This window comes from Agrobacterium sp. 16-172Ci (assembly GCF_053522725.1).
The window spans coordinates 190,037-216,982 of record NZ_JBNWBW010000002.1; the positions used below are offsets into that span (position 1 = coordinate 190,037).

A 26,946-nucleotide genomic window follows, 5' to 3' on the forward strand; every position below is an offset into this window, starting at 1 on the left:
CCGCTCAGCTCTTTCGTTCAGCGATGAATCTGGCGGCCGCGATGAGAATCGCGGCCTTTTCGCCATAAGGGGCCAGCAGTTCGCTGGCTTCCGCCACTTGCTCCCGCAGCTGGCTGCGCGCCCAGTCCTCGCCGCGCAGCGCCACAAGCGTTCCCTTGCCGCGCGCGGCGTCCTTGCCGGTTGCCTTGCCCATGGTGGCGGCATCGGCCGTCAAATCCAGAAGGTCGTCGGCAAGCTGGAAGGCGAGGCCGATCTTTTCGCCGAAGAGACGCAGCCTTTGCCTTTCAGAAATATCGCTGCCGGCGATGATTGCGCCCGCTTCGCAGGCAAAACGCAGCAGTGCACCGGTTTTCATAGCCTGCAATGTAATGACGCCGGCTTCATCGGGTGCTTTTTTCTCCGCAGCGAGATCGAGGGCCTGGCCGCCGGCCATACCGCCGATGCCCGCCGCGCGGGCAAGCGAAAGTACGAGCGCGGCCTTGCGCTCGGCCGCAAGCGGATTTTCGTCCGATGCGATGATATCGAAGGCAAGCGTCAGCAGGCTGTCGCCGGCGAGAATTGCTGTCGCCTCATCGAATTTGCGATGCACGGTCGGCTGGCCGCGGCGCAGGTCGTCATCGTCCATGGCCGGCAGATCGTCATGAACAAGCGAATAACAATGGAGGCATTCCAATGCCGCGCCAACATAAAGGGCGGCTTCGGCATTCCCGCCCGCAAGGGCGGCACTTTCGATGACGAGGAAGGGTCGCAGGCGCTTACCGCCGTTCAATACGCCATGGCGCATGGCGTCGAGCAGGTTTTGCGGGCGCGTGATCTCATCCGCGCGGGCTTCGCCGGAAAGCAGGCGACCAAGCAGGGCTTCGGTTTTTGCCGCGTTTTCGCGCAGCTTCGTTTCGAAATTTGTCATCGCAGCGTCCATGCCGCGCTCTTTGGCATGCCGCGCGAATGCAGGCAAACCTTTTCGTGATTCCAGAGGTCCAACTATTTGAGCGGACTCGCCTTGAAGGCGGCAATGGACTATGAAAGGCTTCAATTGGTGCGGGGCTTTGACGAATATTGAGCAGTACGCCTGAAAGCGACGCAGATTACGCCGTTCTGGCGGAAGACCGGAGCAGTCCGAAGGTGGATTTTCGCACGTTGGCAAAGCGCATCATCATGACCTTGCTGGCTTTGCTGATCCTGCCCTATCTGCTGATCCCAGTCTATGCGCTGCCGTTTTTCCGTCCGGTCTCGACGCTGATGCTCGCCGATCTGGTGACCTTTCAGGGTTATGACCGGCGCTGGGTGCCGCTTGAGGATATTTCGCCGCGCCTTGTTCAATCCGTGATGATGTCTGAGGACGGGCAATTCTGTTTTCATGGCGGCGTGGACTGGAACCAGATGCAGTCCGTGGTCAGCAACGCGCTCGACGGGGCGTCCACCCGTGGCGCAAGCACCATTCCGATGCAGACGGCCAAGAACCTGTTTTTATGGAACGGCCGTTCGTTCTTGCGCAAGGGGTTAGAATTGCCGCTGGCGATTGCCGCCGATTTCGTCTGGTCGAAAAAACGGATGATGGAGATTTATCTCAACGTTGCCGAATGGGGACCGGGCATTTACGGAATCGAGGCTGCCGCCCAGCACCATTTCAAGGTGCCGGCCGCAAAACTGAGCTCCCGTCAGGCGGCGCTGCTGGCGGTTTCGCTGCCTAATCCCATAGACCGCGTCGCCAGCAAGCCGGGACGCGGGCTGCAACGGCTTGCCGGCCTTATCGAGCGGCGCGCGCGTGCCTCCGGCGGCTATGTCGGCTGCGTGCTGGATTGACCCCGGCGCGCCGCGTCAGCCCTTCTTGAAAATATAGTCGGTTTCCTGACGCAGGGTTTCACCCGGCCGCAGGATAGCGTGCGGAAAATCCGGGTGGTTAACGGCGTCCGGCCAAATCTGCGTTTCCAGGCAGAAACCGGCAAAGGGGCCGTAGTGACGGCCATCGAGGCCGGGAACCGGAACGTCCAGTTTGAAGGCCGAATAAAACTGCACACCGGGCTCGGTGGTGTGAACCTCAAGGGCGATATCGGAGGCCGGCGAATAGGCGCGGGCGACCTTGCGTTTTGCGCGGCGCTCGGGCGACAGGCAGAAATTGTGGTCGTAGAGAACCTGCTCGCCATTCTCCTTGCGCCGCATCGGTGTCGGGTGGCGCAGGTCGAAGACGGTGCCTTCGACGGAGCGGATTTCGCCCGTCGGTATCTGCTTTTCATTGGTGGGCAGGTAAAAATCAGCCGCGATGCTGATCTCATGCCCAAGCGCGGTGTCTGCGCCATCGAGATTGAAATAGGAATGCTGGCAGACATTGGCGATGGTCGGCTTGTCGGTCACCGTTTCATAGACCACCGAAAGCACGCCGCCGTCGAGGATCGTATAGGTGGCCGTGACCGTGCAATTGCCGGGATAACCAGCGCGGCCATCGGGATCGATGATCTGCAGAACCGCGTGGCTTTCGCCATGTTCCATCAGCATCCAGTTGCGCTTGCCCATGCCGTCGCTGCCGCCATGCAGGTGGGTTACGCCCTTTTCATTGAGCTCCAGCTGGTAGTCGCGCCCGTCGATGGAGAACCGCCCGTCGCCGATGCGGTTGGCGTTGCGGCCGGGCGTGGCACCGAAATAGGAGGAATATTTGTAGTCCTCGAACTTGTCGAAGCCGAGCACGAGCGGCGGCTGGTGGCCTTCAAGGCGCAGATCCTGAATGACGGCGCCCCAGGTGATGACCTTGGCCGTCAAACCGCCTTTCGAGATGGTGACGCGTTCGACTTTTTCGCCCGTCGCCGTGAAACCGAAATTCTCCCGCGCCGCCGCGTCGCTCATCGTCATTCTCCCTGATGTTGCGAATTGCCGGGCGGACGTTGCGTCATTTCCCGGCAATTCGCAATCCCGCAATTCAAAGCATGTCTCCCAAAAGTGCGCCGCGGTTTTGGGACAAAGACATGCTTAAAACAAAAACGAAAGCGCGTCGCATGCGTTCGATAAAACGCGAGGCGCTTTACGCGGCGAGTTTGCCAATGGATTCGAGATCATAAGGTGTCGTCTGGTATATCTCGTTGATCCAGTTGCCGAAAAACAGGTGGGCATGGCTGCGCCAGCGGTTGAGCGGGGCAAGCGCCGGGTCGTTGTGCGGAAAATAATCATGCGGAAGCTTGATGGGCACGCCGGCATTCGCGTCACGGAAATATTCGTCGGAAAGCGATGTCGAATCATATTCGACATGGTTGAACATATAGAGCCTGTTGCCCTCTTTCTCGTGCACCAGACAAACGCCCATTTCCTCGGATTCCATCAGGATTTCGAGTTTCGGATGTTTTTCGATATCGGCGCGGCGTACCTCCGTCCAGCGCGAGACCGGGACCTGGAAATCATCCGAAAAGCCATTCAGATAGATCGATGAGGGGCAGAGATTGCGGTGACGGTAGACCCCGAAAGCCTTTTCCTTCAACTCGTGCTTCGGCACGCCATGGAAATGATAGATGGCGGCCATCGCGCCCCAGCAGACATTCAGCGTCGAATGAACGTTGGTCTGCGTCCATTCGAAAATTTGTCGCATTTCGTTCCAGTAGGTCACGTCTTCATAGGCCAGCGTCTCCACGGGCGCGCCGGTAATGATGAAGCCGTCGAACTTGCGGTGGCGCACTTCCTCCCACGTCTCGTAGAAGGACAGAAGATGTTCTTCCGGCGTGTTCTTGGCACGATGGCCGCCGATCCGCACCAGCGACAGCTCCACCTGCAGCGGCGAGGCGCCGACGAGGCGCGCCATCTGGATTTCCGTCTTGATCTTGTTCGGCATGAGGTTGAGAAGCCCGATCTGGAGCGGGCGGATATCCTGCCGGATGGCCGCCGTTTCGGTCATGACCCGCACTCCCTCATGAACGAGGGTCTCAAAAGCGGGAAGCGTATCGGGAATCTTGATCGGCATGTCGAACTCTCTTTTCCGGATCACGTAAAGAACGTTGCGAAAACAAAAAAACCGGCAGCGAAATCGCGACCGGTCCCAGGAAATTGCCTTTTTCCTCGACCCTTTAGCGACTTCTTTAAAGTGGCTGCAAGCCGGTCGGCAAATCACCACTGAGGCGTTTCATAATCCCGAAGCCGGCGAAAATCAATATAGGCCGATTTCATCGGGTTTCTGCTTTCCATTTTTGGCCGAGGTGCGATAAGGCAGGGCATGAATAAAGAGCGCTTCACCATTCTGCTTGGCGGCGATGTCACGGTGACCGATCGTCTGCAAGAGGCGGTCGCGGATAGCCGTGTGATTGCGGCCGACGGCGGCATGCGCCATGCCGGGCCGCTTGGCCTTGCGCCGGAGTTGTGGGTCGGGGATTTCGATTCCGCCAGCAAAGAGTTGCTGGAGGCCTGGCCCGATGTGGCGCGGCAGCCATACCCGACCGCAAAGGCGGTGACGGATGGCGAGATCGCGGTATCGGAAGCTCTCTCCCGTGGCGCGCATTCGCTGGTGCTCGTCGGTGCGCTTGGCGGCGCGAGAAGCGACCATGCGCTTCAGCACCTCCTTTACGCGGTGGCGCTTGCCGAACGTGGTATCGACGTTACGCTGACGTCAGGTGAAGAAGAGGCGCGGCCGCTGCTTGCCGGTTCGCTGGATATCGATCTGCCGCCCGCCTCGCTGTTTTCGGTTGCCGGATTTACCGCCCTCGAGGGGCTCGATATCGGCAATGTGCGTTATCCGCTCAAGGATTTTGCGCTTGCTTTCGGTTCGTCCCGCACTATTTCCAATGTCGCGAATGGCGGCCCCGTGCATTTCTCGCTGAAAAGCGGAAAAGCCATCGTGCTCGCCCGCCCTTATGATCTGACCGGAGCCTGACGCCTTGGCACCCCCAATTTTGAAACTCGATGACATCAAGCTGACCTTCGGCGTGACCCCGCTGCTCGATGGCGCCAATCTCCAGGTGGAACCGGGCGACCGTATCTGCCTTGTCGGGCGCAACGGTTCCGGCAAGTCCACCCTGATGAAGATCGCCGCGGGTCTGGTCGAGGCGCAATCGGGCGAGGTTTTCCGGCATCCGGCCGCCACCATCCGCTATCTGGAGCAGGCCCCGGATTTTGCCGGTTACGACACGGTTCAGGCCTATGCCGAAGCGGGGCTCGGACCCGGTGACGATCCCTATCGCGTCACCTATCTTCTGGAGCATCTCGGTCTCACCGGGCAGGAACATCCGGCGAGCCTTTCCGGCGGTGAAGCGCGACGTGCGGCCCTTGCCCGCGTCATGGCGCCGGAACCCGATATCCTGATGCTGGACGAACCGACCAACCATCTCGATCTGCCCACCATCGAATGGCTTGAAAGCGAGCTGCAGCAGACGCGCAGCGCGCTGGTGCTGATTTCGCATGACCGGCGTTTTCTCGAAAAGGTCTCAACCTCGACCGTCTGGCTGGATCGTGGCCAGTCGCGCCGTCTCAATCGCGGTTTTGCCCATTTCGAGGAATGGCGCGACAAGGTGCTGGAAGAGGAAGAACTGGAACAGCACAAACTCGGCAAGGCCATCGAGCGTGAAGAGCACTGGATGCGCTATGGCGTGACCGCAAGGCGCAAGCGCAACATGCGCCGCGTCGGCGAGCTTCAGGCCATGCGTGCGGAATATCGCGGCCACAAGGGACCTCAGGGCACGGTGCAGGCGACCGTTACCGAAGGACGTGAATCCGGCAAGCTGGTCATCGAGGCCGAGGCCATCACCAAGGCTTATGGCGAGCGCGTGATCGTCGCGCCGTTTTCGCTGCGCGTCCATCGTGGAGATTGCATCGGTTTCGTCGGCCCGAACGGTGCCGGGAAAACCACGCTTCTGAAGATGCTCACCGGCCAGCTGGAGCCCGATAGCGGCACCGTGAAGCTCGGCACCAATCTGGAGATTGCGACGCTCGACCAGAAACGCGAGGATCTCAATCCCAACGATACGCTCGCCCATTATCTGACCGATGGCCGCGGTGAAAATCTGCTGGTCAACGGCGAGTTGAAGCACGTGACGGGCTATATGAAAGACTTTCTGTTCCAGCCGGAACAGGCCCGCACGCCGATCCGCAACCTTTCCGGCGGGGAGCGCGCGCGTCTTATTCTGGCGCGCATTCTGGCCCGGCCGACCAATCTTCTGATCCTCGACGAGCCGACCAACGATCTCGATATCGAAACGCTCGATCTGCTGCAGGAAATCGTTGCGGGCTTTTCCGGCACCGTTATCCTCGTCAGCCACGACCGCGATTTCCTCGACCGCACCGTCACCTCCACCATCGCGCCCGTCAATCCGGACGAACCAGACGGACGATGGATCGAATATGCCGGTGGCTATTCCGACATGATGGCGCAGCGCAAGGGTGCGGCGGAAGAAAAACGCAAGGCTGAGAAACAGGAAAAGGCGAAAGCCGCACCTTCGGCCTCTGCATCGCAGGATCCTTCAAAGGCCAAGGGCAAGCTTTCCTTCAAGCAGAAATTCGCGCTCGAAAACCTTCCGAAGGAGATGGAAAAGGCGCAAAGCGAAATCGCAAAACGCGAGCAGCGTATGGCCGATCCGGAACTTTTCACAAAGGACCCGGCGGCCTTCAACACGCTGGCGCAGGAAATGTCGAAGCTGCGCGACAAGCTGGAGGCCATGGAAGAAGAATGGCTGGAACTGGAAATGCTGCGCGAGGAACTGGAGGGCTGAAGGCAATCAGTTCCCCGTTTGACCGGTCCTCCTTCGGCCTTTGAGAGAAAAGCAGAATTGCCGTTCTATGCCGGCGTTCGTTTGGAGGAGTTGTGAAAATGCGCATGATTTTCGTCAATCTGCCGGTCAAGAATATCGAGACATCAAGAAACTTCTTCACTGCTCTCGGTTTCAGCTTCAACCCGGAATATTCGGATGACCGCACGCTCTGCATGATCGTGGAAGAGAATATCTTCGTGATGCTTCTCCAGGAGGGACGTTTCCGCGATTTCATCAACGGCGATATTGCCGACGCGACGCGAACCACCGAGGTTCTGACCTGTCTTTCCGCCGGAAGCAGGGAAGAAATCGACCGGATGATCGCCACGGCGCTTGCCTCCGGCGGCAGCGGCTGGAAGCCTGTTCAGGACCATGGCTTCATGTATGCCGGCAGCTTTCAGGATCCCGACGGGCACGTCTGGGAACTGGTGCATATGACGGAATAGGGCTGATCTCGGCCATCTTGCCAATCGGGGACGGCGGGACTACACCATCATCTTGATCTAACGGGGTGTCTTTTGCGCTTGGGTGCGAAAGGCTGAGAGGCTTGCCAACCCGAAGAACCTGATCCGGTTCATACCGGCGGAGGGATTAGACGGCTTTAACGCAGGCGGCTATTTCCCTATCGTTTTTTTGAGGAGATACCCGTGCGCCGTCGTCTTTTCCTGAATACCCTCGTTGCCGCCTCGCTGTTTCTGCCCGGCCTTGCCGTTGCACAGGATAGACAGGAACTGACCGTCTACACCTATGAAAGCTTCGTTTCCGAATGGGGTCCCGGTCCCAAGGTAAAGGAGGCCTTCGAGAAGGTTTGTAATTGCACGGTCAATTTCGTCGGCGTGGCCGATGGCGTGGCGCTGCTCAATCGTCTGAAGCTTGAAGGGGCGGGGTCCAAGGCGGACGTCGTGCTTGGCCTCGACACCAATCTTGTCGCGGAAGCAAAACAGACCGGTTTGTTCGATGTCGGCGGCATCGATGCATCGGCGGCCAAGGTGCCGGGCGGCTACACGGACGATGTTTTCATTCCCTATGATTACGGTCATTTCGCTGTCATTTATGATACGCAGACGGTGAAAAGCCCGCCGACGAGCCTGAAAGACCTCGTGGAAGGCGACCCCTCGCAGAAAATCGTCATTCAGGATCCGCGTACCTCCACGCCGGGGCTTGGCCTGCTGCTATGGGTGAAATCGATCTACGGCGACAAGGCCCCGGAGGCCTGGGAAAAGCTCAGGAAGCGCATTCTCACCGTTACGCCGGGCTGGTCGGAATCCTATGGCCTCTTCACCAAGGGCGAGGTGCCGATGGTGCTCTCCTACACCACCTCGCCCGCCTATCACATGGTCGCTGAAAAAACGGATCGTTATCAGGCCGCCGCCTTTTCCGAAGGGCATTACATCCAGATCGAGGTTTCCGGTCTCCTCAAAAACGCGCCGCACAAGGAACTGGCAAAGCAGTTCCTGGCTTTCACGCTGACATCCGGTTTTCAGGATGCCATTCCGGAAAACAACTGGATGATGCCGGTTGCGGCAACCTCGAAGCCCTTGCCGGAGGCGTTTTCAAAACTCGTGGTGCCGCAGAAGACTTTTCTGATGGATCCGGAAGAGGTGGCGAAGAACCGCAAGGCATGGATCGATGAATGGCTTGCCGCCATGAGCATGAATTGAGGAAGAGGCACACCAGCGCATGATGCTGCGTCGCGATTACCGGCGGTCGATCATTTTCGGAACGGCGGCTTTTGCCGCCGTTTTCCTGTTCATGGCGCTCGCGGTTGCAGCTCTCCTGTCTTTTGATGCCGGCGCGTCCGCTGCCGGCATCATGGATGCCTATACGCTGCGCATCCTGCGTTTCACGCTTTATCAGGCAACGCTTTCCACCCTTCTTTCCATTGTTCTCGGCCTTCCGGTGGCGCTGGCGCTTTGTCGTCGGCGCGCGTTTGCGGGAAGGATCTGGATCATCAGGCTGATGGCGGTGCCGATGGGTCTGCCGGTGATCGTCGGCGCCTTCGGTATCATCACCATCTGGGGCAGGCAGGGCGTTTTGAATTCGGCCCTCGTTTTTGCCGGAGCGGATGAGCCTTTCAGCATTTACGGCCTCTCCGGCATCCTCATTGCCCATGTGTTTTTCAATCTTCCGCTTTCGGTGCGTCTGATGCTGGCCGGGCTGGAGCGCATTCCGGGCGAATATTGGCGCATGGCGGCGAGCCTCGGCATGGGGCCGGTTTCGATTTTCCGTTTTATCGAATGGCCGGCGGTCGCGCGTCTCGTCCCCGGCATTGCCGGGCTTGTCTTCATGCTGTGCGCCACCAGCTTCACGCTCGTTCTTCTGCTGGGCGGCGGGCCGGCAGCAACGACGCTGGAGGTGGCGATTTATCAGGCGTTACGGTTCGATTTCGATCCGCAGCGGGCGATTGCGCTTTCGGTTTTGCAGATTGGCCTCACCGCAATCCTGCTCGGCCTTCTTGCCTTTTTGCCGTCGCCCGTAGCGGAGATTCCCTCGCTTGGTCGTTCCCTTCGCCGTTTCGACGGAAAGGGCATGGGTGTCCGCCTCTGGGATGGCGCGGCAATCGTGTTCGCTGTTCTGCTGATCGGCCTGCCACTTGTCGCCATCGCTGTCTCGGGTTTGAGGGCCGATCTGCCGCGTCTTCTGTCCGCGCCGATTTTCCTGCGCGCGGCGGCGACCAGTCTTGCAATCGCCGCACTCTCCGCAGCCCTTGTCGTGCTTTGCTGCATGGCGATCATCGGCGCGCGCCAGGCGATAGGCTCCAGACGGCGAGCGGGACAACCCCTGCGCTTCCTCTCTACCATGCTCGGGGCAGGGTCTTCGCTGGTGCTTTTGGTGCCGCCAGTCGTATTGGGAAGCGGATGGTTTCTCTTATTGCGGGTTTTCGGCGATACCAGCTTCTATGCGCCGGTCCTCGTGGCGCTGATCAATATGCTGATGGCTTTGCCGCTTGCCATGCGGGTTCTGGAGCCGGCCTGCACCAGTCATTTCTTGCGCACCGGCCGACTTTCCGCCAGTCTCGGGCTTCAGGGTCTGGCGCGGCTGCGGTTCGCCGATCTTCCGGTTCTGTGGCGGCCGCTGGCCATGGCGTTTTCCTTCGCCATGGCCCTGTCTCTCGGCGATTTAGGCGCGGTTGCCCTGTTCGGATCGGAAAGTTTCGTCACCCTTCCATGGCTGGTTTATAGCAATATGGGCAGCTATCGTACCAACGATGCCGCCGGTTATGCCTTCCTTCTCGGTATCGTCTGCCTGCTGCTTGCCGCAGGCGGTGTTGCACGGCAATCCCAATCAGCAGGGGCGAGCATATGACAGGCGATGATTTTGCCGTTGAACTGGACAAGGTCAGGCTGCGGCTTGGAACACAGGATTTCGACCTCGATTGCACATTCTCGAAGAGCCGGATAATTGCCGTCGTCGGCGCGTCCGGTTCGGGAAAGTCGACGCTTCTCAACCTCGTCGCCGGTTTCGAGGCGCCGGATTCCGGCCGCGTGATGATCGGCGGGCAGGACATGACGGCGCTCGATCCTTCGGAAAGACCAGTCTCATCGATCTTTCAGGATAATAATCTGTTTGCGCATCTCGATATCTTCACCAATGTCGCTCTCGGTGTCAGCCCCGGGCTGAAATTGCGGGTGGAAGACCGGGAACGGATTGAGATGGCGCTTGCACGTGTCGGTCTGGCGGGTTTCGACAAACGTTTGCCGGGCACGCTTTCCGGCGGAGAAAGGCAGAGGGCGGCGCTGGCGCGTGCGCTGGTCAGGAAAAAACCGGTCATGCTGCTCGACGAGCCTTTTGCGGCACTCGATCCCGGACTGCGGGCGGGTATGACGTCGCTGCTTCTCGACTTGCATGGAGAAACAAAAAACACGGTGATTATTGTCACCCACCATCCCGAAGACATAAAGAAGCTGGCGCAGAAGGTGGTTTTTCTTGATCGCGGCCGGGTTGTCTATGTCGGCTCGACCGCAGATTTCTTCGCCACACAAAATGTGAAGGCGGTGGACAGTTTTCTGAACGGGTGATCGCCTTATTTTCGACGTGTGCCGCTGGCAATCGCTTTAGATGACTTCAATGGCGCTAATTTGCACTTGCCAGTTTCAAGTTGTTGCCCGAGAAAAGATGGGAATTATTGCGTTCTTCAGGAATAATCCGGACTTGATGGATCGTTTTTACCGTTTCGGCATTCATCGCCCGTTGGGGCGAATCTGTTATTCTGGTCTGCAATTAACGGATGATCAGGAACGTTAGGGGCAGGCATAGAGAATGAGAAATAGCATGACTGCACAGTGGAGGCTCTTCTCCCGTTCAGGCCTTCGCCGTTCGGGCAGGATGGCTGCAGCCTGTTCCGTGCTGACCGCTTCTGCGGTGTTCCTGTCGTCGTGCCAGTCTCTCTTCAGCCCGGCCTACCAGTCCACCCTGCGCCCGTCGGATAATCCGCAGACCGTGGAAGAGGTGCAGAAGAATGATCCCCGCGCCCAGATGGGCGCGCGCGAGCATCCCCGCATCGTGGCGAGTTATGGCGGTGAGTACCGCGACGCCAAGACGGAACGGCTTGTCGCGCGTATCGCCGGCGCTCTAACCGCCGTTTCGGAAAATCCGCAACAGTCTTACCGCATCACTATTCTCAACTCGCCGGCCATCAACGCCTTTGCGCTGCCGGGCGGATATCTTTACGTGACGCGCGGGCTTCTGGCGCTTGCCAACGATGCTTCGGAAGTGGCCGCCGTGCTTTCGCATGAGATGGGCCATGTCACCGCCAATCACGGCATCGAACGCCAGCGCCGCGAAGAGGCGGAGGTGATTGCCAGCCGCGTGGTTGCCGAAGTGCTGTCGAGCGACCTTGCCGGCAAGCAGGCGCTTGCGCGCGGCAAGCTGCGGCTTGCGGCCTTTTCGCGCCAGCAGGAATTGCAGGCGGATGTGATTGGCGTGCGGATGCTGGGCGAGGCCGGTTACGACCCCTTTGCCTCGCCGCGTTTTCTGGATTCCATGGCGGCCTATGCGCGGTTCTCTTCGGCTGATCCCGAAAACGACCAGAGCCTTGACTTCCTTTCCAGCCACCCCAACACGCCGCAGCGCATCGAGCTTGCGCGCCGTCATGCCCGCGCCTTCGGCCAGGACGGCCAGGTCGGCGATCGTGGTCGCGACTGGTTTCTGGATGGCACAGATGGTCTGCTTTATGGCGATAGCCCGCAGGAAGGTTATGTCCGCGGCCAGACATTTCTGCACGGAACGCTCGGCATTCGTTTCGATGTGCCGGAAGGTTTCCTTATCGACAACAAGGTCGAGGCCGTTCTGGCGACGGGACCGGGCGATATGGCCATCCGTTTTGACGGTGTCGCCGATCCGAAACAGACGAGCCTTGCCAATTACCTGACCAGCGGCTGGGTTGCCGGCCTGTTGCCGGAAACCGTCAAGGAAACCCAGATCAATGGTCTGGAGGCCGCGACGGCCCGGGCAAGTGCGGATAAATGGGACTTCGACGTGACCGTCATTCGTGTCGGCCAGCAGATATTCCGTTTCCTGACCGCCGTGCCGAAGGGCAATACGCAGCTTGATTCCATCGCCAATACATTGCGCACCAGCTTCCGCAAGATGACGCCGCAGGAAATCGCCTCGTTGAAGCCGCTCAGGGTACGGGTGGTGACGGTGAAGCCCGGTGAAACCGTGGCGACGATGGCGGCGCGGATGATGGGAACCGACCGGAAGCTCGACATGTTCCGCATGATCAATGCCATGAGCGCCACGGCCACCATTCAGCCGGGCCAGCGGGTGAAGATCATTTCGGAATGAGCTGACGGCCTGTCATTCACCGGTTGCCTGAGACAGGTAGGCGTGAACAAGTGCAATCATTTCCCGTCTGACTTTGGGCGACTGCAATTCTCCGCGGCGGGCGGCATTGTGAATGATGCCGTCAATGGCATCGGATACGATCAGCGCCGTGGTTCTGCTTTCGACCTTTGTGTCGGCCGTCATATGTGCCGCGATCGCTGCAGCGTAGAGACCGAGATATTCCTGTTCGAAAACGCTGTTGGGATCGTTCGTCCCTTCGTGGCTGGGCGCATCGTCCAGAAGGACCTTGTGAAGACCGGGATGGATGCTGTGGACCCCGATCATGCCGGTCACGAGCTCTTCCACGAATTTCGCAAGCGATTGCCGCTTTTGCGAGACGCTCTTCATGACGGAGAGACAGTCCTCGAGGTGACGATGGCGCACCGCTTCCACGATTGAAATCTTGTCCGGGAAATATTGATAGAGCGAGCCGATGCTGACGCCAGCCGTTTCGGCGACCCTGTTCGTGGTAAAACCCGCCCAGCCATGATCGCTCAAAATGCGAGCCGCCGCGTGAATAACGGCATCGACCGTGGCGCGGGAACGCTCCTGACGCGGCTCCTTGCGCATCTCGGTCTTCCGCTTTGCAATGCGAGTAGACAAGACACCCTCCATGACGAAAATATAAACATAGTGCTCACATTTTTGAGATGTAAAGGATATTGTGATGAGGGATCTGCTCAGGAGCCTGCTCGGCTATCACCAATGGGCGAACAGGGACTTGTTCGAGAAGCTGAAACACCTCGATCCCGTCCACAATGCATCTGAACGGCACACGGCAATCCGGCTGATCAATCACTATTACGTCGTTGCGAGGATTTTTTCGGGTCACCTCACGGGAACGGCACACGGCTTTCTCTCGGATAATACCGAGGCAACGCCGCAGCTGGATGATCTTGCGAAGGATGTCGCCGCTCTCGATGGCTGGTATCTCGATTATCTCGAGAAAACATCGCCGGCATCGCTTGGCGAATTCGTCGCCTTCACCTTCACGGATGGGGACAAGGGTTACATGTCCCGCGCTGAGATGATCTCACATATGGTTCTGCATGCGGGCATTCACAGGGGCGAGGTCGCGCGTATTCTGAGCCAGCTCTCCATCACGCCGCCCTGGGATACTTTTGCCGTGTTTCTGCACGGCACGCAGCCGCAGCGGCGTTTGCAGGGACTATAATAAAAACCACCCGCCCCCTGCGGGGGACGGGTGGCTTTCCTGCAACGATGGCCTCAGGAGCTTATTGCCACTCACGCACGTCGACGAAATGACCGGCGATCGCCGCCGCTGCCGCCATGGCGGGGGAGACGAGGTGGGTGCGGCTCTTGTAGCCCTGACGGCCCTCGAAATTGCGGTTCGAGGTGGAGGCGCAGCGTTCGCCGGGTTTCAGGCGGTCGTCATTCATGGCAAGGCACATGGAGCAGCCTGGCTCGCGCCATTCGAAACCGGCTTCGAGGAAAATCTTGTCCAGACCTTCCTTTTCCGCCTGTTCCTTCACGAGACCGGAGCCGGGCACGATCATGGCCGAAACGGTGGGAGCGACTTTACGGCCGTCGACGATCTTCGCCGCCGCGCGCAAATCCTCGATGCGGCCATTGGTGCAGGAGCCGATGAAGACGCGGTCGATGGCGATATCGGTGATGCGCGTGCCGGGCTTCAGGCCCATGTAGTCAAGCGCACGCCACTTGGAAGCGCGCTTGTTTTCTTCCTCGATATCATCGGGATCGGGAACCATGCCTTCAATGGAGGTCACGTCTTCCGGAGACGAGCCCCAGGAGACGATGGGCGGCAGGTTGGCCGCATCCAGCACCACGACCTTGTCGTAATGGGCGCCTTCGTCGGATTTCAGCGTTTTCCAATAGGCGATGGCCTGTTCCAGCGTTTCGCCCTTCGGCGAGCGCGGCTTGTCCTTGATGTAATCGAAGGTGGTTTCGTCAGGTGCGATAAGACCCGCACGGGCTCCGCCCTCAATGGTCATGTTGCAGACCGTCATGCGGCCTTCCATGGAGAGCGAACGGATCGCCTCGCCGGCAAATTCGATGACGTGGCCGGTGCCGCCAGCCGTGCCGATCTCGCCGATAATGGCGAGGATGATGTCCTTGGCGGTAACGCCATCGGGAATTTTGCCGTCGACACGCACCAGCATGTTCTTGGCTTTCTTCTGGATCAGCGTCTGGGTCGCCAGAACGTGCTCCACTTCCGAGGTGCCGATGCCATGCGCCAGTGCGCCAAAGGCGCCGTGGGTCGAGGTGTGGCTGTCACCGCACACGATCGTCATGCCCGGCAGGGTGAAGCCCTGTTCGGGGCCGACGATGTGAACGATGCCCTGGCGCTTGTCGCGCTCGGAATAATATTCGACGCCGAAATCCTTGGCGTTCTGCGCAAGCGCCTCCACCTGAATGCGGCTTTCCTCGTTCTTGATGCCTTCCAGCCGGTCGGCCGTGGTCGGAACGTTATGGTCGACAACGGCCAGCGTGCGGGCAGGCGAATGCACGGGACGACCGGCCATGCGCAGGCCTTCGAAGGCCTGCGGGCTCGTCACCTCATGGACGAGGTGACGATCGATGTAGAGAAGACAGGTTCCGTCCGGGTCACGATTGACGACGTGGTCGTCCCAGATTTTGTCATACAGGGTGCGGGGTGCGCTCATGGCTCTATGCCTTGTCATGGAAAAGGGTAATCAGGGTTCAGAAAAGCGTGGACAGCGGTACTGTCAGGCGAGCCTAAGTCGGCTGGTGAGCGCCCCGGAAACGCGCGCAAAGAACCGTGCCGGCAGACGCTTGTGGTCCTGCAGCACATAAACATTCTGCGCGAGACATCCGAATTTAGATCCCATGGCAGCCTTCATACCAGATCGCCGGTTTTACGGCAATATCAATGCGCATAGCATGGAACGCGACTGTCCGGCATTTTCTATGTGCACTGCATCACGGCTGAAGGCCCGTAACAAGCCTGCCCTGCTGGGGTTCTCCAATGGTCATGATGCAATGCAACTTGCGTATTTTGCGATGCACATATAGATGGGTTCCCTTATCATTTGCGTTTCGACGAGAAATCGAAGGGAGGGAAAAGCATATGGTATCCGAAAAAGCCCTTATCTCGAAGATCACCTGGCGGCTGATGCCGTTTCTTGGCCTTCTCTATCTCATCGCCTATATCGACCGCCAGAATGTCAGCTATGCCAAGCTGCAGATGGTCGACGCGTTGAGCCTCAGCGAATATGCCTATGGTCTTGGCGCTTCGCTGTTCTTCATCGGTTACTTCATCTTCGAAGTGCCGAGCAACCTGTTCCTCAACCGTTTCGGCGCCAGCAAATGGTTTGCCCGTATTCTGGTTTCCTGGGGCGCCGTCACCATCGCGCTTGCCTATACGCAGAACGCCACGATGTTTTACATCCTGCGCTTCCTGCTCGGGCTTTGCGAAGCGGGTTTCTTCCCCGGCGTATTGTTCCTCATGACGCTCTGGTTCCCGCGCGATTATCGCGGCCGCATGATCGGCCTGTTCATGATTTTCAGCGCGCTTGCCAATGCCATCGGCGCGCCGCTCGGCGGCATGCTGCTCGATCTGGATGGTTTCCTTGGTTATGCCGGATGGGAATGGGTGTTCCTCGCCACGGGTATCCCGGCGGTCATCGCCGGCATCGTCACCTTCTTTTATCTCGACGATACCCCGGAAAAGGCGAAGTTTCTGACGCAGGATGAGAAGGACTGGTTGAAGAACCGGCTGGCCGAAGAAAACAGGGGCATGGAAGAGCATGCGGAGGACGGCTTCAAGGCGCTGGTCAATCCGCGCGTTCTGTTCATGGCGCTCTGCTATGTCGGCTTTCCGCTGGCGGCCTATGGTCTCAGCTACTGGCTTCCAACCATCGTGAAGAGCTTCGGCGTTTCCAACACCGCCAATGGCTTCATCAACATCATCCCCTGGGTGATCGTAGCCGTCGCCCTGTTCGTTGTGCCCCTGGCCGCCGACAAGGCAAAGAACAAGACGCCCTATATCGTCGGTCCTGCCTTCATCGGCGCCTTTTGCCTGTTGATGTCGGCATTGCTGAGCGATCCGGTCTTGCAGTTCGCCTTCCTCTGCATCGCCGCTGCAGGCATCTTTGCCGGTCAGCCGGTGTTCTGGAGCCTGCCCGGCCGCTTCCTCAAGGGAGCAGGTGCGGCCGCCGGCATCGCCGCGATCAATTCCGTCGGCAATCTGGGTGGCTTCGTGGCGCAGAACGTGGTGCCCTGGATCAAGGATCAGACCGGCAGCACCATTGCGCCGATGTTCTTCCTTGCCTTCTGTTTGGCGCTTGCCGGGGTGCTGGTCATCGTCGCAACGCGTAGAATGGGCAATCAGGCCAAGGCTGCCTGACTTTGGAAGATTGCGACGGCTGCCACGAGTGTCGGCGGTCGCATACATAAAAAATCGTGGCCTGGATTTTTTCCGGGCCACGATCATTTTAAGCAGCAAATAATGAATTCTCTTTGAGAGAATTACGCCGTGAACCAGTCGCTACCGGTGAGGTGAACACCGGCGACAACGATCTTTTCGCCCTTGTGCTCGCCAGTGACGTTGTAGGTGAGGATGGTGTCGCTATCGTCGATCCTCACCGCCCAGTTATCGATTACCGTGCCGACCAGTTTCAGCTTGTCCATGGAGGCGTTGAAGCCTTCGATGCTGTCGGTGGCGGAGCTTTTGGCCATGTCGCCGAGATTGAAGACGAAGGTATCAGCGCCACCGCTTGCAATGATGCGATCGATACCCGTGCCGCCGGTTACCAGCGAGGAAGCCAGCTTCACTCCGCTCAGGTCGATTTTGTCGTCACCGGCGCCTGCATTGATGGTGACATTGGTGAAACTGCCGTCGGTTACGCCAGCGCCACCATTCACAGCCTGGGCGAGAATACCGCCCGTACCTTCGGCTGAGGTGTCGTTGAACGACTTTCCTGCCTTGAACGTGATGGTGTCGTTGCCAGCACCTGTGTCGACATTGAAGGCATTTGACCAGAATTTCTCGTTCGAAACGAGAGAGACGGTTACCGTATCGTTACCTGAGCCCGTTGAAATATTGCCACGCTTGGCATTGAGTACTTCAACATTGGATGAACCCGTGCCGCCGAGGTGAACATCGACGTGAACGATATCCTTGAACGAGAGGTTTTCGGATGTGTCGGATTTGGCGAGGACGTTTTTAACGGAATTCCACGCCGTCGTTACGTCGAAATTGAAGCTGTTCGTGTCGGCATTGTATCCGACAGCGATCTTGGCACCCGGGGCGGCCTGAACGATGCCGGAATTGAGCGAGGAGCCGGTCTTGGTCTGCGTAGTCGCTTCATCGAGGAGTTTGTATGTTTCCTGATCGACCAAATTGGTAAGCGAAGCGACAGTGTAGGCGCCACCATTACCGAAAGTTACTTTTAACGCCATTTTACACTCCATAAATTTTGAGAAATCGATGAATTGAAATTAAATTTATAATAAATATTGCGGGTGATATTTAATACGTAAAAAATGATAATACAATATAAGAAATTGTTTTTTTGAATAAAGTGCGTCTTTAACGTGTTGCGGAAATTCCTTTCGTAAAATTATGGGCAATGGAAACTGTTTATTCCTGGACGAAGGTCTTTTTGAGCCTGTCCTGGAACGGCTTCACAAAATAAGAAAGAACACTCCTTTCGCTGGTTTGTATGAACACTTCGGCTGGCATGCCGGGATATAATTTCCCGCCGGGCAGATGACCCATTCCGGCCTTGTCGGGTTTGATGCGCAGCGCGTAATAAGATGATCCAGTTCGGGAATCTGTCTGCAGATCGGGGGCGACGACAGCAACTAGCGCGCTCAAATCCGGCGTCGTGCTTTGATTGAATGCCGTGAAACGAATGGTGACCGGTTGCCCGACGTAAATCTGATCGATGTCTCGTGGGGTTATGTTGGCCTCGATGGCAAGCTCATCCTGCTCCGGCACCACCAGCATCAGCACTTCACCCGGTTGAATGACGCCATTTATATTGTGCACCGAGAGCTGGTAGATGCGGCCGGCAATCGGTGAGCGGATGTCGAGGCGATCCAGCTGGTCGCGCGTTGCCGCCAGCCGCTCTTCATATTCCGCGACGGTCGCTTCGATCGATGTCAGGTCTTTCGTGACTTCCGATTTGCGGTCTTCATCGAGCTGAAGCAATTGCAGGTCCAGTTCGCTCAGCTTGCCCACTGTCTGTGCCCGGGCGGCGATGTATTGGCCCTGCTGACCTTCGAGATTGGAAAGCTGGCGCTTGAGGAGATTGAGGCGCTGAAGTGTGACAAGCCCTTTTTTGAAAAGCTCGTCCGTCTTGGAAACGTCTTCCTTTACAATGGCAAGCTCATTGTCCGTCGCCTCCACCTGCACCTCGAGGCCGCGTGCCTCGTCGGCGAGTTGGTCCTTGCGTGTTCCCAGCTGCTTTTTCATGCCGATCAAGGCGTTGCGACGGCTGTTGAAAAGGTTCTGTTCGCTGTCGATAAAGGTCTTGGCCGCCTTCGAACTCGTCAGTGCCGCCAGATCTTCCTGCACGGTGAAAGACGGCGCCTCGGCAATTTCCGCACGCAGACGCGCTCGACGCGAATAAAGCTGCGCAAGCGTATTTTCGACGATGGAGAGGTTGGCCTGCACGACGGTGGCGCTCAGCCGCAACAGGACCTGACCTGCCTCGACCCTGTCGCCTTCGGCGACATTGATCTCGCTGACGATGCCGCCGGAAAGATGCTGGATTTTCTTGGAGTTGCCTTCAACGACAACCCGGCCGGTGGCCACCACCGCGCCGGCAAGCTTTGCAAAAGCCGCCCAGCCGCCCAATCCGACCAGCAGGCCAAGGGCGAGAACGACCACCGCGGTCGAGTGCCTGAGAATGGACGCATTCGTCATACCGGGTTTTTCCGCCTCAACCATTTTCGCTCACCCGGTTTTCAATCTTGCGCGTTTCTTCCTCCTCAGGCACCTGGCGGATGTTCTGCCGCAGGATTTGCGCGAGCACTTCCTCCTTGGTGCCAAAGCGCAGCATTCGGCCGTTGCTCATCACCATCACCAGATTGACGCTTTCGATGGCGCTGGGGCGATGGGCAATGACGACGACAATGCCGCCACGCGCCCTGATGTCGCCAATGGCATTGCGCAAGGCCGCTTCGCCTTCGCTGTCCAGATTGGAGTTCGGCTCATCGAGAAGGACGAAAAAGGGTTCGCCAAACAGCGCGCGGGCAAGGCCGATGCGCTGTTTCTGACCACCCGACAAGGCCTCGCCACGGTCGCCAATATAGGTATCGTAACCCTTGGGCAGGTTCAGGATCAGCTCATGCACCTGCGCGGCCTTGGCTGCGGCGACAACCGCTTCCGCCGTCGCATCGCGGTCGAAGCGCGCAATATTCTGCGCCACGGTCCCCGGCATCAGCTCCACCTGCTGGGGCATGTAGCCGATGGATTTGCCGAGAAACTCGAAATCCCACTGGTTGAGCGCGGCCCCATCGAAGCGGACGGAACCGCGTTCATAGGGCCAGATGCCGGTCATCAAGCGTGCCAGTGTGGATTTGCCCGAGGCGCTTGGGCCGATGATGCCGAGACCATCGCCGGCGTTCAGCGTGAAGGAAATATCGGCGACCGTATCGCGCGCGCCATTGGGTGGCCCACCGGTTACCCGATCAACGGCAACGGTATATTTCGGGCGGGGCAAGGAGAGCGGCTGCGAGGGTTCGGGCACCAGTTCCAGGAACTCGTTGACGCGTTTCCAGCCCTGTCTTGCGGTCATGAAGCTGCGCCAGTTTGCAATCGCATGTTCGACAGGGCCGAGCGCCTTCGCGGAGAGGATCGACCCTGCGATGATGCTGCCCGCCGATGCATTGCCGTCGATGACGAGAACGGCGCCGATGGCCATGACGCCGGATTGCAGCAACAGGCGGAAGGTTCGCGACATGGCGCCGAGCATGCCGGCAGTATCGGATGTTGACAGGGTGATGGCGCGGTATCTGGAATGTAGCTCGTCCCACATGGATGTCACCGCCCCCATCATGCCCATGGTCTTGATGGATTCGATGTTGCGCTGGCTGCTGCCGACAAGGACGTTTCTTTGCCCTCGTGCGGTATAAGCCTGCTTTGTCGCCCGTTCGGTCAGCCAGTTCGTAAGAAGCGTCAGCACGATGAGAACTATAGCTCCGCCGAGCACAGCGAACCCGATCCACGGATGCAGGGCAAAACAGATCAGCAGATAGATGGGCAGCCAGGGAATGTCGAAAAAGGCGGCCGGGCCTGGTCCCGAGAGGAACTGGCGGATCTGATCGAGATCGCCGACGATCTGCAGCCCATCGATCTTTCCCGAGGCAAGGAGCGGCGCACTGATCGACGCCCTGAAAAGCTTCTGATTGAGAGCGTCGTCCATATTGTCCGAAATGCGTGCCAATATGCGGCCTCGCAGCGCGTCGAACCCCATCAGAAACGCGTAGAGAACGATCAGGAGAACGACCAGTGCCACAAGGGATGGAATGCTCTTGCTTGGCAAAATGCGGTCGTAAACTTCCAGCATGAAAAGCGAGCCGGAAAGATTAAGAATGTTCATCAACGCGCTGGCGAGACCAACGGCAAAAAAAGCGGACTTATTTTTTGTTAAAAAAGAATTAAATAAAAACATAATAACACCTGAAACAGCAAGAAAATCGCACAATAAATGCAATTAGGCAATGCTGTTCGAGGATTGGTTAAAACACTCGAGCAAGAAATCAGGCAGGCATTTGTCGCCGGTCGAAATTTGCCGCATCTTTCCGCAAAGGAAATGATTGAAAGAGCTTCGATATTCTCCGGCCAGCCAATGCTCGCCAAACGCGGCTTTCAAGCCGCATGCGTGCTTTGTTGCGTTATATCCACGCAACAAAAAAGGCGGCCCGAAGACCGCCTTTCAATCAATCCATCGAAATGGAAATCTTATTCCGCTGTGGCTTCCGCAGCCTTTGCTGCTTCTTCCGCTGCCTTGGCTTCTGCGGCTTCGGCTGCTGCCTTCTCGGCGGCGAGAGCCTGTGCTGCTGCTACCTTTTCGGCTTCCAGACGTGCCTTCTCGTCGGCAAGTGCCTGACGCTCGGACTCGTTCAGCTTGCGGGCGCGCGTACCGGTGTTCTCAACGATACGGGCAGCCTTGCCGCGACGGTCGCGCAGGTAGTAGAGCTTCGCGCGGCGAACCTTACCGCGGCGAACGACTTCAACGCCTTCGACCAGCGGGGAGTAGATCGGGAATACGCGCTCGACGCCTTCGCCGTAGGAGATCTTGCGAACGGTGAAGCTTTCGGAAAGACCGCCGCCGGAACGGGCGATGCAAACGCCTTCGTAAGCCTGAACGCGGGTACGGTTACCTTCGGTAACGCGCACGTTGACGCGCAGGGTGTCGCCCGGAGAAAACTCGGGCAGGGTGCGCTTTGCTTCGATCTTGGCGGCCTGTTCGGCTTCCAGCTGCTGAATGATATTGGTCATGTTAACCTCTGATTTCTTCTGAAACAGCCAGAGCGCTCAACGGTTCGTCTGTCGGTCAATGCCTTCAGACCATGCCTTGCGGCAGGAGCGGGTTCGCCATTCTTTGCTTTCGGTTGGGATATTTCCCATTTCCACGCGGGCACATACACGAGGATGCGCCGTTTGTCATCCCTTTCATGACAATATTTTATCAATTACGCGCCGTGTTCCGGCAGTTGCGAAGCGGCGCGCTGGCGGATATGGCATGGGAACCTTGGGAGGGGCCATGTCCATATTCATTATTCTCATGCTGTTCGCCACCGGTTTTCTGTCGGGTGTCGTCAATGCGATTGCCGGTGGCGGCACCTTCCTGACCTTTGGGGCGATGACGCTGGCCGGCCTGCCACCCATCGTCGCCAACGCCACGTCAGCCATCGTGCAGTTTCCGGGCTACATCACCTCCGTGATCGCCTATGGGCCGGAAATCCGCGCCCATTGGCGCGAGGCGATCCTTCTGTCGGCCGTTTCAGTCGTCGGGGGGCTGGCCGGATCGCTGCTGCTTTTGTCGCTCGACAATCCTTCCTTCCGCCAGCTCGTGCCATGGCTGCTTCTTGCGGCCACCGCCGTTTTCGCTGCCGGCCCGTGGCTGCGGCCGAGGGCGAGCGTCGAACGTTCGCCCGGCAATCTGCCGAGCCTCGTCTTTCAGGGTCTCGCTTCCGTCTATGGCGGGTTTTTCGGTGCCGGCATGGGCATCATGATGCTGGCCATCCTCGGAATAACCTCGGGCGGCATCTACCATCATCTGAACGCGCTGAAAAACCTCTTGTCAGTCGTGATCGCCGTCATCGCAATCACGATCTTCGTCAGCGGTGGCGTCGTTTCCTGGTGGGCGGCGCTCATCATGTTCCCTGCGGCCGCACTTGGCGGCTATGTGGGCGTGCATACGGCACGGCGGGTGCCGCAGTGGATCATCCGCTGGCTGGTGATCGCCGTCGGGCTGGTGCTGACGGCCTATTATTTCGTTTCAGCCTGAGCCTTTACCAGAAGGTCCGGGCGTCTTTCCTTCGTCAACGCCAGTGCCCGCTCGTGCCGCCATTTGTCGATGGCGGCGTGGTTGCCGGAGGTGAGGACGGCCGGAATATCGCGGCCTTCCCAGACCTGCGGGCGGGTATAGTGCGGATGTTCCAACAGTCCGCCCTCGAAGCTTTCATGCACGCCGGAAAGATCGTTGCCCATGACGCCCGGCAGGATGCGGACGACGGCATCAAGAAGCGTCAGCGCCGCCGGCTCACCGCCGGAGAGGATGTAATCGCCGATCGACACTTCCTCCAGCCCGCGCGCCTCGATCACCCGCTGGTCGACGCCTTCGAAACGGCCACAGACGATGATCGCGCCTTCTCCAGCCGCCAGTTCACGCACACGGTTTTGCGACAGGGGTTTGCCACGTGGGCTCATCAGCAGCCGCGGCCGCGTATCGCCATCCGAAACATGGTCGATGGCCGCCGCGAGAACGTCGGGTTTCAGCACCATACCGGCACCACCACCTGCCGGTGTGTCATCGACGCTTCTGTGTTTGTCGGTGGCGAATTCGCGAATCTGTACGGCGTCCAGCGACCATTGCGCTCGCTCGAGCGCCTTGCCTGCCAGAGAATATCCGAGATGCCCCGGAAACATTTCCGGGTAGAGCGTCAGAACGGTAGCCTTGAAGGTCATGACTTTATTTCTTGCCGAACGGCGATGCGCCGGTTTCGTCCTTGTCGTAAGGATTGTCGATCAGGCCGGCGGCCATCGGATCGATGAGAATACGACCGGCTTCGAGGTCGATTTCCAGCACGGCCGCTTCCGAAAAGGGAATGAGAGCAGGGCGACGGCCCGCGCCCTTCAACTCCAGCAGATCACCTGCGCCGAAATCATAGACGGCGCTGACGGCGCCATAACTTTTGCCATCGGCATCGACGGCTTCCAGCCCTTCGAGATCGGCATAATAGAATTCGTCATCGTCAAGCTCGTCGTCGGGCAGATTGTCACGCTCGATGAACAGTTCCAGCCCATTCAGGCTTTCCGCCGCATTGCGGTCATTGATGCCCCTGAAACGAACGACGACGACGTTCTTGCCCTCGCGCACTTCCAGAATTTCGAAAACACGGCCATCGGCGGTAACAAGGTTGCCATAATCGCCGAGCGCCATCGGATCGGCCGTATAGGTGCTGACACGGACTTCGCCGCGCAGGCCCTGTGCGCCGCCGATCTTTGCCATGAGTACCGGGTTTTCCAGCTTTGCCATCGGGCCGTCCGTCTTCTGGTGTTGGTTGCGTCAGCTTTAAGGTTTGTTGACGCCAAAATAAACAAAAAACGGGCGGCATGGAAAACCACGCCACCCGTTCTTCAAAAGTTTCCGTGCAGATTATTCTGCAGCAGAGGCTTCCGCAGCAGCAGCGGCTGCATCTTCAGCCTTCTGCTTCTTTTCAGCGATACGCTCGAGAGCGCGCTTGCCCGGCTTTGCCTTTTCCGGGTTGCTGCGAGCGGCGCGCTCGGCAAGGCCGGCTTCTGCGAGGAAGCGCAGAACGCGGTCGGTCGGCTGTGCGCCCTTGGCGATCCATTCCTTGATGAGGTCAGCCTTCAGCTCAACGCGCTGCGGGTTGTCCTTGCCGAGCATCGGGTTCCAGGAACCGACCTTCTCGAGGAAACGGCCGTCGCGGGGCGAACGGGCGTCAGCAACGACGATCTGGTAATACGGGCGCTTCTTGGAACCACCGCGTGCGAGACGAATTTTAAGTGCCATGTGATATACTCCTTAGGATGGCTTGTCCGCCTTTCAGGCGGTCTTTTCGGTACCGCCATGTTCGGCGGCGATTGCTTCATGATGCCGGATGACTTCCTTGATGACGAAGTTCAGGAACTTCTCGGCGAAATCCGGGTCCAGATTGGCGTCCTTCGCCAGACGGCGAAGGCGTTCGATCTGGTATTCCTCGCGCGCCGGGTCGGCCGGCGGCAAATTGTACTTTGCCTTCAGCACGCCCACCGCTTTGGTACAGCGGAAACGTTCGGCAAGAATGTGAACCAGTGCGGCATCGATATTGTCGATCGACTGACGGTATTCGGAAAGCTGGGCTTTCACCTCTGCATTGTTCATTGGCGCGCCCTCACTTCTTTTTCGGGAAACCGGGAAGCCCCGGCATGCCACCAAGACCCGGCAGCTTTGCGCCACCGAGACCAGGTAATCCGCCCGGCAGACCGCCAAGGCCGGGCATTCCACCCGGCTTGCCGAGACCGGCGGCTTCCGCCTGCTTCTGGAGCGCCTCGAGCTGCTTGGGATCGATGTTCGAAAGGTCAGGCATACCGCCGCCCATCATGCCACCGAGGCCCATCTTGCCGGCAAGGCCGCCCATCATCTGTTTCATGATGCCGCCCTTGCCCTTGCCGCCCATGGCCTTCATCATGTCGGCCATGCCGCGATGCATCTTCAAGAGCTTGTTGATTTCGGCGGCATCCGTGCCGGAACCGGCGGCGATGCGCTTCTTGCGGCTGTGTTTCAGAATATCCGGATTGGCGCGCTCGGCCTTGGTCATGGACGAGATGATGGCGATCTGGCGGTCGAACATCTTGTCGTTCATACCGGCCGAAGCCATCTTGTCCTTCATGCCGGCCATGCCGGGCATCAGCCCCATGATGCCGCCCATGCCACCCATCTTCTTCATCTGGCCAAGCTGGTCGGCGAGATCGTTGAGATCGAACTTGCCCTTGGCCATCTTCTCGGCCATGGCGCGGGCTTTTTCCGCATCGATGTTTTCGGCGGCCTTCTCGACCAGCGAGACGATGTCGCCCATGCCGAGAATACGGTCGGCAATACGGCGCGGATGGAACTCGTCGAGTTCGTTCATCCGCTCGCCGATACCGATCAGCTTGATCGGCTTGCCGGTGACGGCGCGCATGGAGAGAGCCGCACCGCCGCGTCCGTCGCCATCCATACGGGTCAGCACGAGGCCGGTGATGCCGACGCGCTCATCGAAGTTGCGCGCCAGGTTGACGGCGTCCTGACCGGTCAGCGAATCCGCGACCAGCAGGATTTCATGCGGGTTGGACTTCTTCTTGATGTCGGCCATTTCCAGCATCAAGGGTTCGTCGATGTGCGTGCGGCCGGCGGTGTCGAGAATGACGACGTCATGGCCGCCGAGTTTTGCTGCTTGCACTGCACGCGCGGCGATATCGGTCGGCGACTGGCCGGCAATGATCGGCAGCGTGTCGATGCTCGTCTGGACACCAAGCTGGCGAAGCTGTTCCTGGGCGGCCGGACGACGCGTGTCGAGAGATGCCATCAGCACCTTCTTCTTATCGCGGTCGGTCAGGCGCTTGGCGATCTTGCCGGTGGTGGTGGTCTTGCCCGAGCCCTGCAGACCCACCATCATGATGACGACGGGGGCGGGGGCGTTGAGATCGATGGAGACGCCTTCGGTGCCGAGCATCTCGACAAGCTCGTCATGCACGATCTTGACGACCATCTGGCCGGGCTTGATCGACTTCAGGACGGCGGCACCAACAGCCTTTTCACGCACCCTGTCGGTGAAGGAACGCACGACTTCCAGTGCAACGTCCGCTTCCAAAAGCGCACGGCGAACCTCGCGCAGGGCGGCGGCAACATCGGCTTCCGTCAGCGCGCCACGGCCGGTCAGTCCATTCAGAATGGAACCAAGGCGGTCCTGGAGGTTTTCAAACATCGTTTCTTCCTTCTTCGTTCCGGGGTTTCCGAAACGTCGGTGCTTTCGCTGCCAAAAACAAGACGCAAAGCCAAAAAGCACCCGAGGGCGCATCGCGCTGTCGGGTGTTGACCTCCGGGATCTCTTTATACCTTTGCGGGTCCCGGTCGGCGGCTTGGAGTCATGAAACTGCCAGCTGATGGGCGGGATAAACAGGAAAGTGCGGGAAAAGTCAAGGCGGCGCGGGTTTGTGGCCAAAAAGGCCCGCATTTCATCTTTG

General features: G+C 58.7%; 25 protein-coding genes and 2 riboswitches. Of the genes, 11 read left to right on the forward strand and 14 right to left on the reverse strand.

The annotated features are described in order from the left end of the window. Positions 1–4: 4 nt before the first annotated feature. Complete coding sequence (locus tag ACQZ40_RS03860; RefSeq protein WP_448740374.1) at positions 5–919, reverse strand: polyprenyl synthetase family protein; 915 nt, start codon at positions 917–919, stop codon at positions 5–7. A 137-nt stretch (positions 920–1,056) separates the two neighbouring features. Here ACQZ40_RS03860 and mtgA point away from each other — a divergent pair, with 137 nt between their 5' ends. Next, complete coding sequence (gene mtgA, locus ACQZ40_RS03865; RefSeq protein ID WP_020010807.1) at positions 1,057–1,803, forward strand: monofunctional biosynthetic peptidoglycan transglycosylase; 747 nt, start codon at positions 1,057–1,059, stop codon at positions 1,801–1,803. A gap of 15 nt (positions 1,804–1,818) precedes the next feature. On the opposite strand, the gene ACQZ40_RS03870 is transcribed toward mtgA, so the two are convergent. After that, a complete protein-coding gene (locus tag ACQZ40_RS03870; RefSeq protein ID WP_448747432.1) occupies positions 1,819–2,838 on the reverse strand; it encodes an aldose epimerase family protein in 1,020 nt (339 codons plus the stop codon). A gap of 175 nt (positions 2,839–3,013) precedes the next feature. Then, positions 3,014–3,940 (reverse strand): homoserine O-acetyltransferase MetA, encoded by a 927-nt coding sequence (gene metA / locus ACQZ40_RS03875; RefSeq protein ID WP_078052334.1) that lies wholly within the window; start codon positions 3,938–3,940, stop codon positions 3,014–3,016. Between the two features lie 83 nt (positions 3,941–4,023). Next, a riboswitch (SAM riboswitch) is annotated at positions 4,024–4,100 on the reverse strand. Between the two features lie 89 nt (positions 4,101–4,189). Here metA and ACQZ40_RS03880 point away from each other — a divergent pair. From ACQZ40_RS03880 to ACQZ40_RS03910, 7 genes are all read left to right on the forward strand, one after another. Beyond that, on the forward strand, positions 4,190–4,843 hold the full coding sequence (locus ACQZ40_RS03880; RefSeq protein ID WP_448747433.1) for a thiamine diphosphokinase: 654 nt from the start codon (positions 4,190–4,192) through the stop codon (positions 4,841–4,843). A gap of 4 nt (positions 4,844–4,847) precedes the next feature. Then, positions 4,848–6,674 carry an ABC-F family ATP-binding cassette domain-containing protein gene (locus ACQZ40_RS03885; RefSeq protein ID WP_080815582.1) on the forward strand — a complete coding sequence of 609 codons (1,827 nt, stop codon included), beginning with the start codon at positions 4,848–4,850 and terminating at the stop codon, positions 6,672–6,674. Positions 6,675–6,772: 98 nt separating this feature from the next. After that, positions 6,773–7,159, forward strand: coding sequence for a VOC family protein (locus ACQZ40_RS03890; protein WP_448747434.1), 387 nt, complete (start codon positions 6,773–6,775; stop codon positions 7,157–7,159). A gap of 51 nt (positions 7,160–7,210) precedes the next feature. Then, positions 7,211–7,321, forward strand: a riboswitch (TPP riboswitch). A 39-nt stretch (positions 7,322–7,360) separates the two neighbouring features. Further along, positions 7,361–8,374: a thiamine ABC transporter substrate binding subunit gene (gene thiB / locus ACQZ40_RS03895; protein WP_448747435.1), complete on the forward strand. Its 1,014-nt coding sequence runs from the start codon at positions 7,361–7,363 to the stop codon at positions 8,372–8,374. 19 nt (positions 8,375–8,393) lie between these two features. Next, a complete protein-coding gene (thiP, locus tag ACQZ40_RS03900; protein ID WP_448747436.1) occupies positions 8,394–10,019 on the forward strand; it encodes a thiamine/thiamine pyrophosphate ABC transporter permease ThiP in 1,626 nt (541 codons plus the stop codon). Beyond that, entirely contained in the window at positions 10,016–10,732 is a 717-nt protein-coding gene (locus tag ACQZ40_RS03905; protein ID WP_338810942.1) for a thiamine ABC transporter ATP-binding protein, read from the forward strand. The genes thiP and ACQZ40_RS03905 overlap by 4 nt, the downstream gene beginning before the upstream one ends. A gap of 307 nt (positions 10,733–11,039) precedes the next feature. Continuing rightward, complete coding sequence (locus tag ACQZ40_RS03910) at positions 11,040–12,500, forward strand: M48 family metalloprotease (RefSeq protein WP_448747499.1); 1,461 nt, start codon at positions 11,040–11,042, stop codon at positions 12,498–12,500. Positions 12,501–12,512: 12 nt separating this feature from the next. On the opposite strand, the gene ACQZ40_RS03915 is transcribed toward ACQZ40_RS03910, so the two are convergent. Beyond that, on the reverse strand, positions 12,513–13,109 hold the full coding sequence (locus tag ACQZ40_RS03915) for a TetR/AcrR family transcriptional regulator (RefSeq protein ID WP_269831357.1): 597 nt from the start codon (positions 13,107–13,109) through the stop codon (positions 12,513–12,515). Between the two features lie 97 nt (positions 13,110–13,206). On the opposite strand from ACQZ40_RS03915, the gene ACQZ40_RS03920 reads away from it, so the two are divergent. Next, positions 13,207–13,713, forward strand: coding sequence for a DinB family protein (locus ACQZ40_RS03920; RefSeq protein ID WP_271045553.1), 507 nt, complete (start codon positions 13,207–13,209; stop codon positions 13,711–13,713). A 61-nt stretch (positions 13,714–13,774) separates the two neighbouring features. Here the strand turns inward: ACQZ40_RS03920 and leuC are convergent, their stop codons facing one another. Further along, entirely contained in the window at positions 13,775–15,184 is a 1,410-nt protein-coding gene (gene leuC, locus ACQZ40_RS03925; protein WP_271045552.1) for a 3-isopropylmalate dehydratase large subunit, read from the reverse strand. Between the two features lie 425 nt (positions 15,185–15,609). Between leuC and ACQZ40_RS03930 the strand changes: the two genes are divergently transcribed. Then, entirely contained in the window at positions 15,610–16,887 is a 1,278-nt protein-coding gene (locus ACQZ40_RS03930; RefSeq protein ID WP_125145339.1) for an MFS transporter, read from the forward strand. A gap of 122 nt (positions 16,888–17,009) precedes the next feature. On the opposite strand, the gene ACQZ40_RS03935 is transcribed toward ACQZ40_RS03930, so the two are convergent. The 4 genes from ACQZ40_RS03935 to rplS all read right to left on the reverse strand — a co-directional run bounded on the left by ACQZ40_RS03935 (position 17,010) and on the right by rplS (position 21,993). Beyond that, positions 17,010–17,942 (reverse strand): rhizobiocin, encoded by a 933-nt coding sequence (locus tag ACQZ40_RS03935; protein ID WP_104679595.1) that lies wholly within the window; start codon positions 17,940–17,942, stop codon positions 17,010–17,012. 181 nt (positions 17,943–18,123) lie between these two features. Continuing rightward, complete coding sequence (locus tag ACQZ40_RS03940; RefSeq protein WP_220317728.1) at positions 18,124–19,437, reverse strand: HlyD family type I secretion periplasmic adaptor subunit; 1,314 nt, start codon at positions 19,435–19,437, stop codon at positions 18,124–18,126. Then, on the reverse strand, positions 19,430–21,163 hold the full coding sequence (locus ACQZ40_RS03945; RefSeq protein WP_448747437.1) for a type I secretion system permease/ATPase: 1,734 nt from the start codon (positions 21,161–21,163) through the stop codon (positions 19,430–19,432). The genes ACQZ40_RS03940 and ACQZ40_RS03945 overlap by 8 nt, the downstream gene beginning before the upstream one ends. Before the next feature lie 290 nt (positions 21,164–21,453). Next, a complete protein-coding gene (gene rplS / locus ACQZ40_RS03950) occupies positions 21,454–21,993 on the reverse strand; it encodes a 50S ribosomal protein L19 (protein WP_059759847.1) in 540 nt (179 codons plus the stop codon). Positions 21,994–22,258: 265 nt separating this feature from the next. Between rplS and ACQZ40_RS03955 the strand changes: the two genes are divergently transcribed. Continuing rightward, positions 22,259–23,005: a sulfite exporter TauE/SafE family protein gene (locus tag ACQZ40_RS03955; RefSeq protein WP_448747438.1), complete on the forward strand. Its 747-nt coding sequence runs from the start codon at positions 22,259–22,261 to the stop codon at positions 23,003–23,005. Here the strand turns inward: ACQZ40_RS03955 and trmD are convergent. The 5 genes from trmD to ffh form a co-directional block, all read right to left on the reverse strand. After that, positions 22,987–23,685 (reverse strand): tRNA (guanosine(37)-N1)-methyltransferase TrmD, encoded by a 699-nt coding sequence (trmD, locus tag ACQZ40_RS03960; RefSeq protein ID WP_448747439.1) that lies wholly within the window; start codon positions 23,683–23,685, stop codon positions 22,987–22,989. The two genes, ACQZ40_RS03955 and trmD, sit on opposite strands and share 19 nt — an antisense overlap. A 4-nt stretch (positions 23,686–23,689) precedes the next feature. Further along, the gene (rimM, locus tag ACQZ40_RS03965) at positions 23,690–24,256 is read right to left on the reverse strand and encodes a ribosome maturation factor RimM (RefSeq protein ID WP_448747440.1); all 567 of its coding nucleotides are present in this window, start codon (positions 24,254–24,256) and stop codon (positions 23,690–23,692) included. A 120-nt stretch (positions 24,257–24,376) separates the two neighbouring features. Next, positions 24,377–24,754 (reverse strand): 30S ribosomal protein S16, encoded by a 378-nt coding sequence (gene rpsP, locus ACQZ40_RS03970; protein WP_003520510.1) that lies wholly within the window; start codon positions 24,752–24,754, stop codon positions 24,377–24,379. Between the two features lie 33 nt (positions 24,755–24,787). Continuing rightward, the gene (locus ACQZ40_RS03975; RefSeq protein ID WP_065656918.1) at positions 24,788–25,105 is read right to left on the reverse strand and encodes a chorismate mutase; all 318 of its coding nucleotides are present in this window, start codon (positions 25,103–25,105) and stop codon (positions 24,788–24,790) included. A gap of 10 nt (positions 25,106–25,115) precedes the next feature. Further along, positions 25,116–26,687 carry a signal recognition particle protein gene (gene ffh, locus ACQZ40_RS03980; RefSeq protein WP_448747441.1) on the reverse strand — a complete coding sequence of 524 codons (1,572 nt, stop codon included), beginning with the start codon at positions 26,685–26,687 and terminating at the stop codon, positions 25,116–25,118. Positions 26,688–26,946 lie beyond the last annotated feature (259 nt).

Excerpts from the sequence above, each read along its gene's own strand:
- ACQZ40_RS03860 (WP_448740374.1), bottom strand. The coding sequence starts at position 919 with ATGGACGCTGCGATGACAAATTTCGAAACGAAGCTGCGCGAAAACGCG.
- ACQZ40_RS03870 (WP_448747432.1), bottom strand. The coding sequence starts at position 2,838 with ATGAGCGACGCGGCGGCGCGGGAGAATTTCGGTTTCACGGCGACGGGC.
- metA (WP_078052334.1), bottom strand. The coding sequence starts at position 3,940 with ATGCCGATCAAGATTCCCGATACGCTTCCCGCTTTTGAGACCCTCGTT.
- ACQZ40_RS03880 (WP_448747433.1), top strand. The coding sequence starts at position 4,190 with ATGAATAAAGAGCGCTTCACCATTCTGCTTGGCGGCGATGTCACGGTG.
- ACQZ40_RS03890 (WP_448747434.1), top strand. The coding sequence starts at position 6,773 with ATGCGCATGATTTTCGTCAATCTGCCGGTCAAGAATATCGAGACATCA.
- thiP (WP_448747436.1), top strand. The coding sequence starts at position 8,394 with ATGATGCTGCGTCGCGATTACCGGCGGTCGATCATTTTCGGAACGGCG.
- ACQZ40_RS03905 (WP_338810942.1), top strand. The coding sequence starts at position 10,016 with ATGACAGGCGATGATTTTGCCGTTGAACTGGACAAGGTCAGGCTGCGG.
- ACQZ40_RS03910 (WP_448747499.1), top strand. The coding sequence starts at position 11,040 with ATGGCTGCAGCCTGTTCCGTGCTGACCGCTTCTGCGGTGTTCCTGTCG.
- ACQZ40_RS03915 (WP_269831357.1), bottom strand. The coding sequence starts at position 13,109 with ATGCGCAAGGAGCCGCGTCAGGAGCGTTCCCGCGCCACGGTCGATGCC.
- ACQZ40_RS03920 (WP_271045553.1), top strand. The coding sequence starts at position 13,207 with ATGAGGGATCTGCTCAGGAGCCTGCTCGGCTATCACCAATGGGCGAAC.
- leuC (WP_271045552.1), bottom strand. The coding sequence starts at position 15,184 with ATGAGCGCACCCCGCACCCTGTATGACAAAATCTGGGACGACCACGTC.
- ACQZ40_RS03930 (WP_125145339.1), top strand. The coding sequence starts at position 15,610 with ATGGTATCCGAAAAAGCCCTTATCTCGAAGATCACCTGGCGGCTGATG.
- ACQZ40_RS03935 (WP_104679595.1), bottom strand. The coding sequence starts at position 17,942 with ATGGCGTTAAAAGTAACTTTCGGTAATGGTGGCGCCTACACTGTCGCT.
- ACQZ40_RS03940 (WP_220317728.1), bottom strand. The coding sequence starts at position 19,437 with ATGGTTGAGGCGGAAAAACCCGGTATGACGAATGCGTCCATTCTCAGG.
- ACQZ40_RS03945 (WP_448747437.1), bottom strand. The coding sequence starts at position 21,163 with ATGTTTTTATTTAATTCTTTTTTAACAAAAAATAAGTCCGCTTTTTTT.
- rplS (WP_059759847.1), bottom strand. The coding sequence starts at position 21,993 with ATGACCAATATCATTCAGCAGCTGGAAGCCGAACAGGCCGCCAAGATC.
- ACQZ40_RS03955 (WP_448747438.1), top strand. The coding sequence starts at position 22,259 with ATGTCCATATTCATTATTCTCATGCTGTTCGCCACCGGTTTTCTGTCG.
- trmD (WP_448747439.1), bottom strand. The coding sequence starts at position 23,685 with ATGACCTTCAAGGCTACCGTTCTGACGCTCTACCCGGAAATGTTTCCG.
- rimM (WP_448747440.1), bottom strand. The coding sequence starts at position 24,256 with ATGGCAAAGCTGGAAAACCCGGTACTCATGGCAAAGATCGGCGGCGCA.
- rpsP (WP_003520510.1), bottom strand. The coding sequence starts at position 24,754 with ATGGCACTTAAAATTCGTCTCGCACGCGGTGGTTCCAAGAAGCGCCCG.
- ACQZ40_RS03975 (WP_065656918.1), bottom strand. The coding sequence starts at position 25,105 with ATGAACAATGCAGAGGTGAAAGCCCAGCTTTCCGAATACCGTCAGTCG.
- ffh (WP_448747441.1), bottom strand. The coding sequence starts at position 26,687 with ATGTTTGAAAACCTCCAGGACCGCCTTGGTTCCATTCTGAATGGACTG.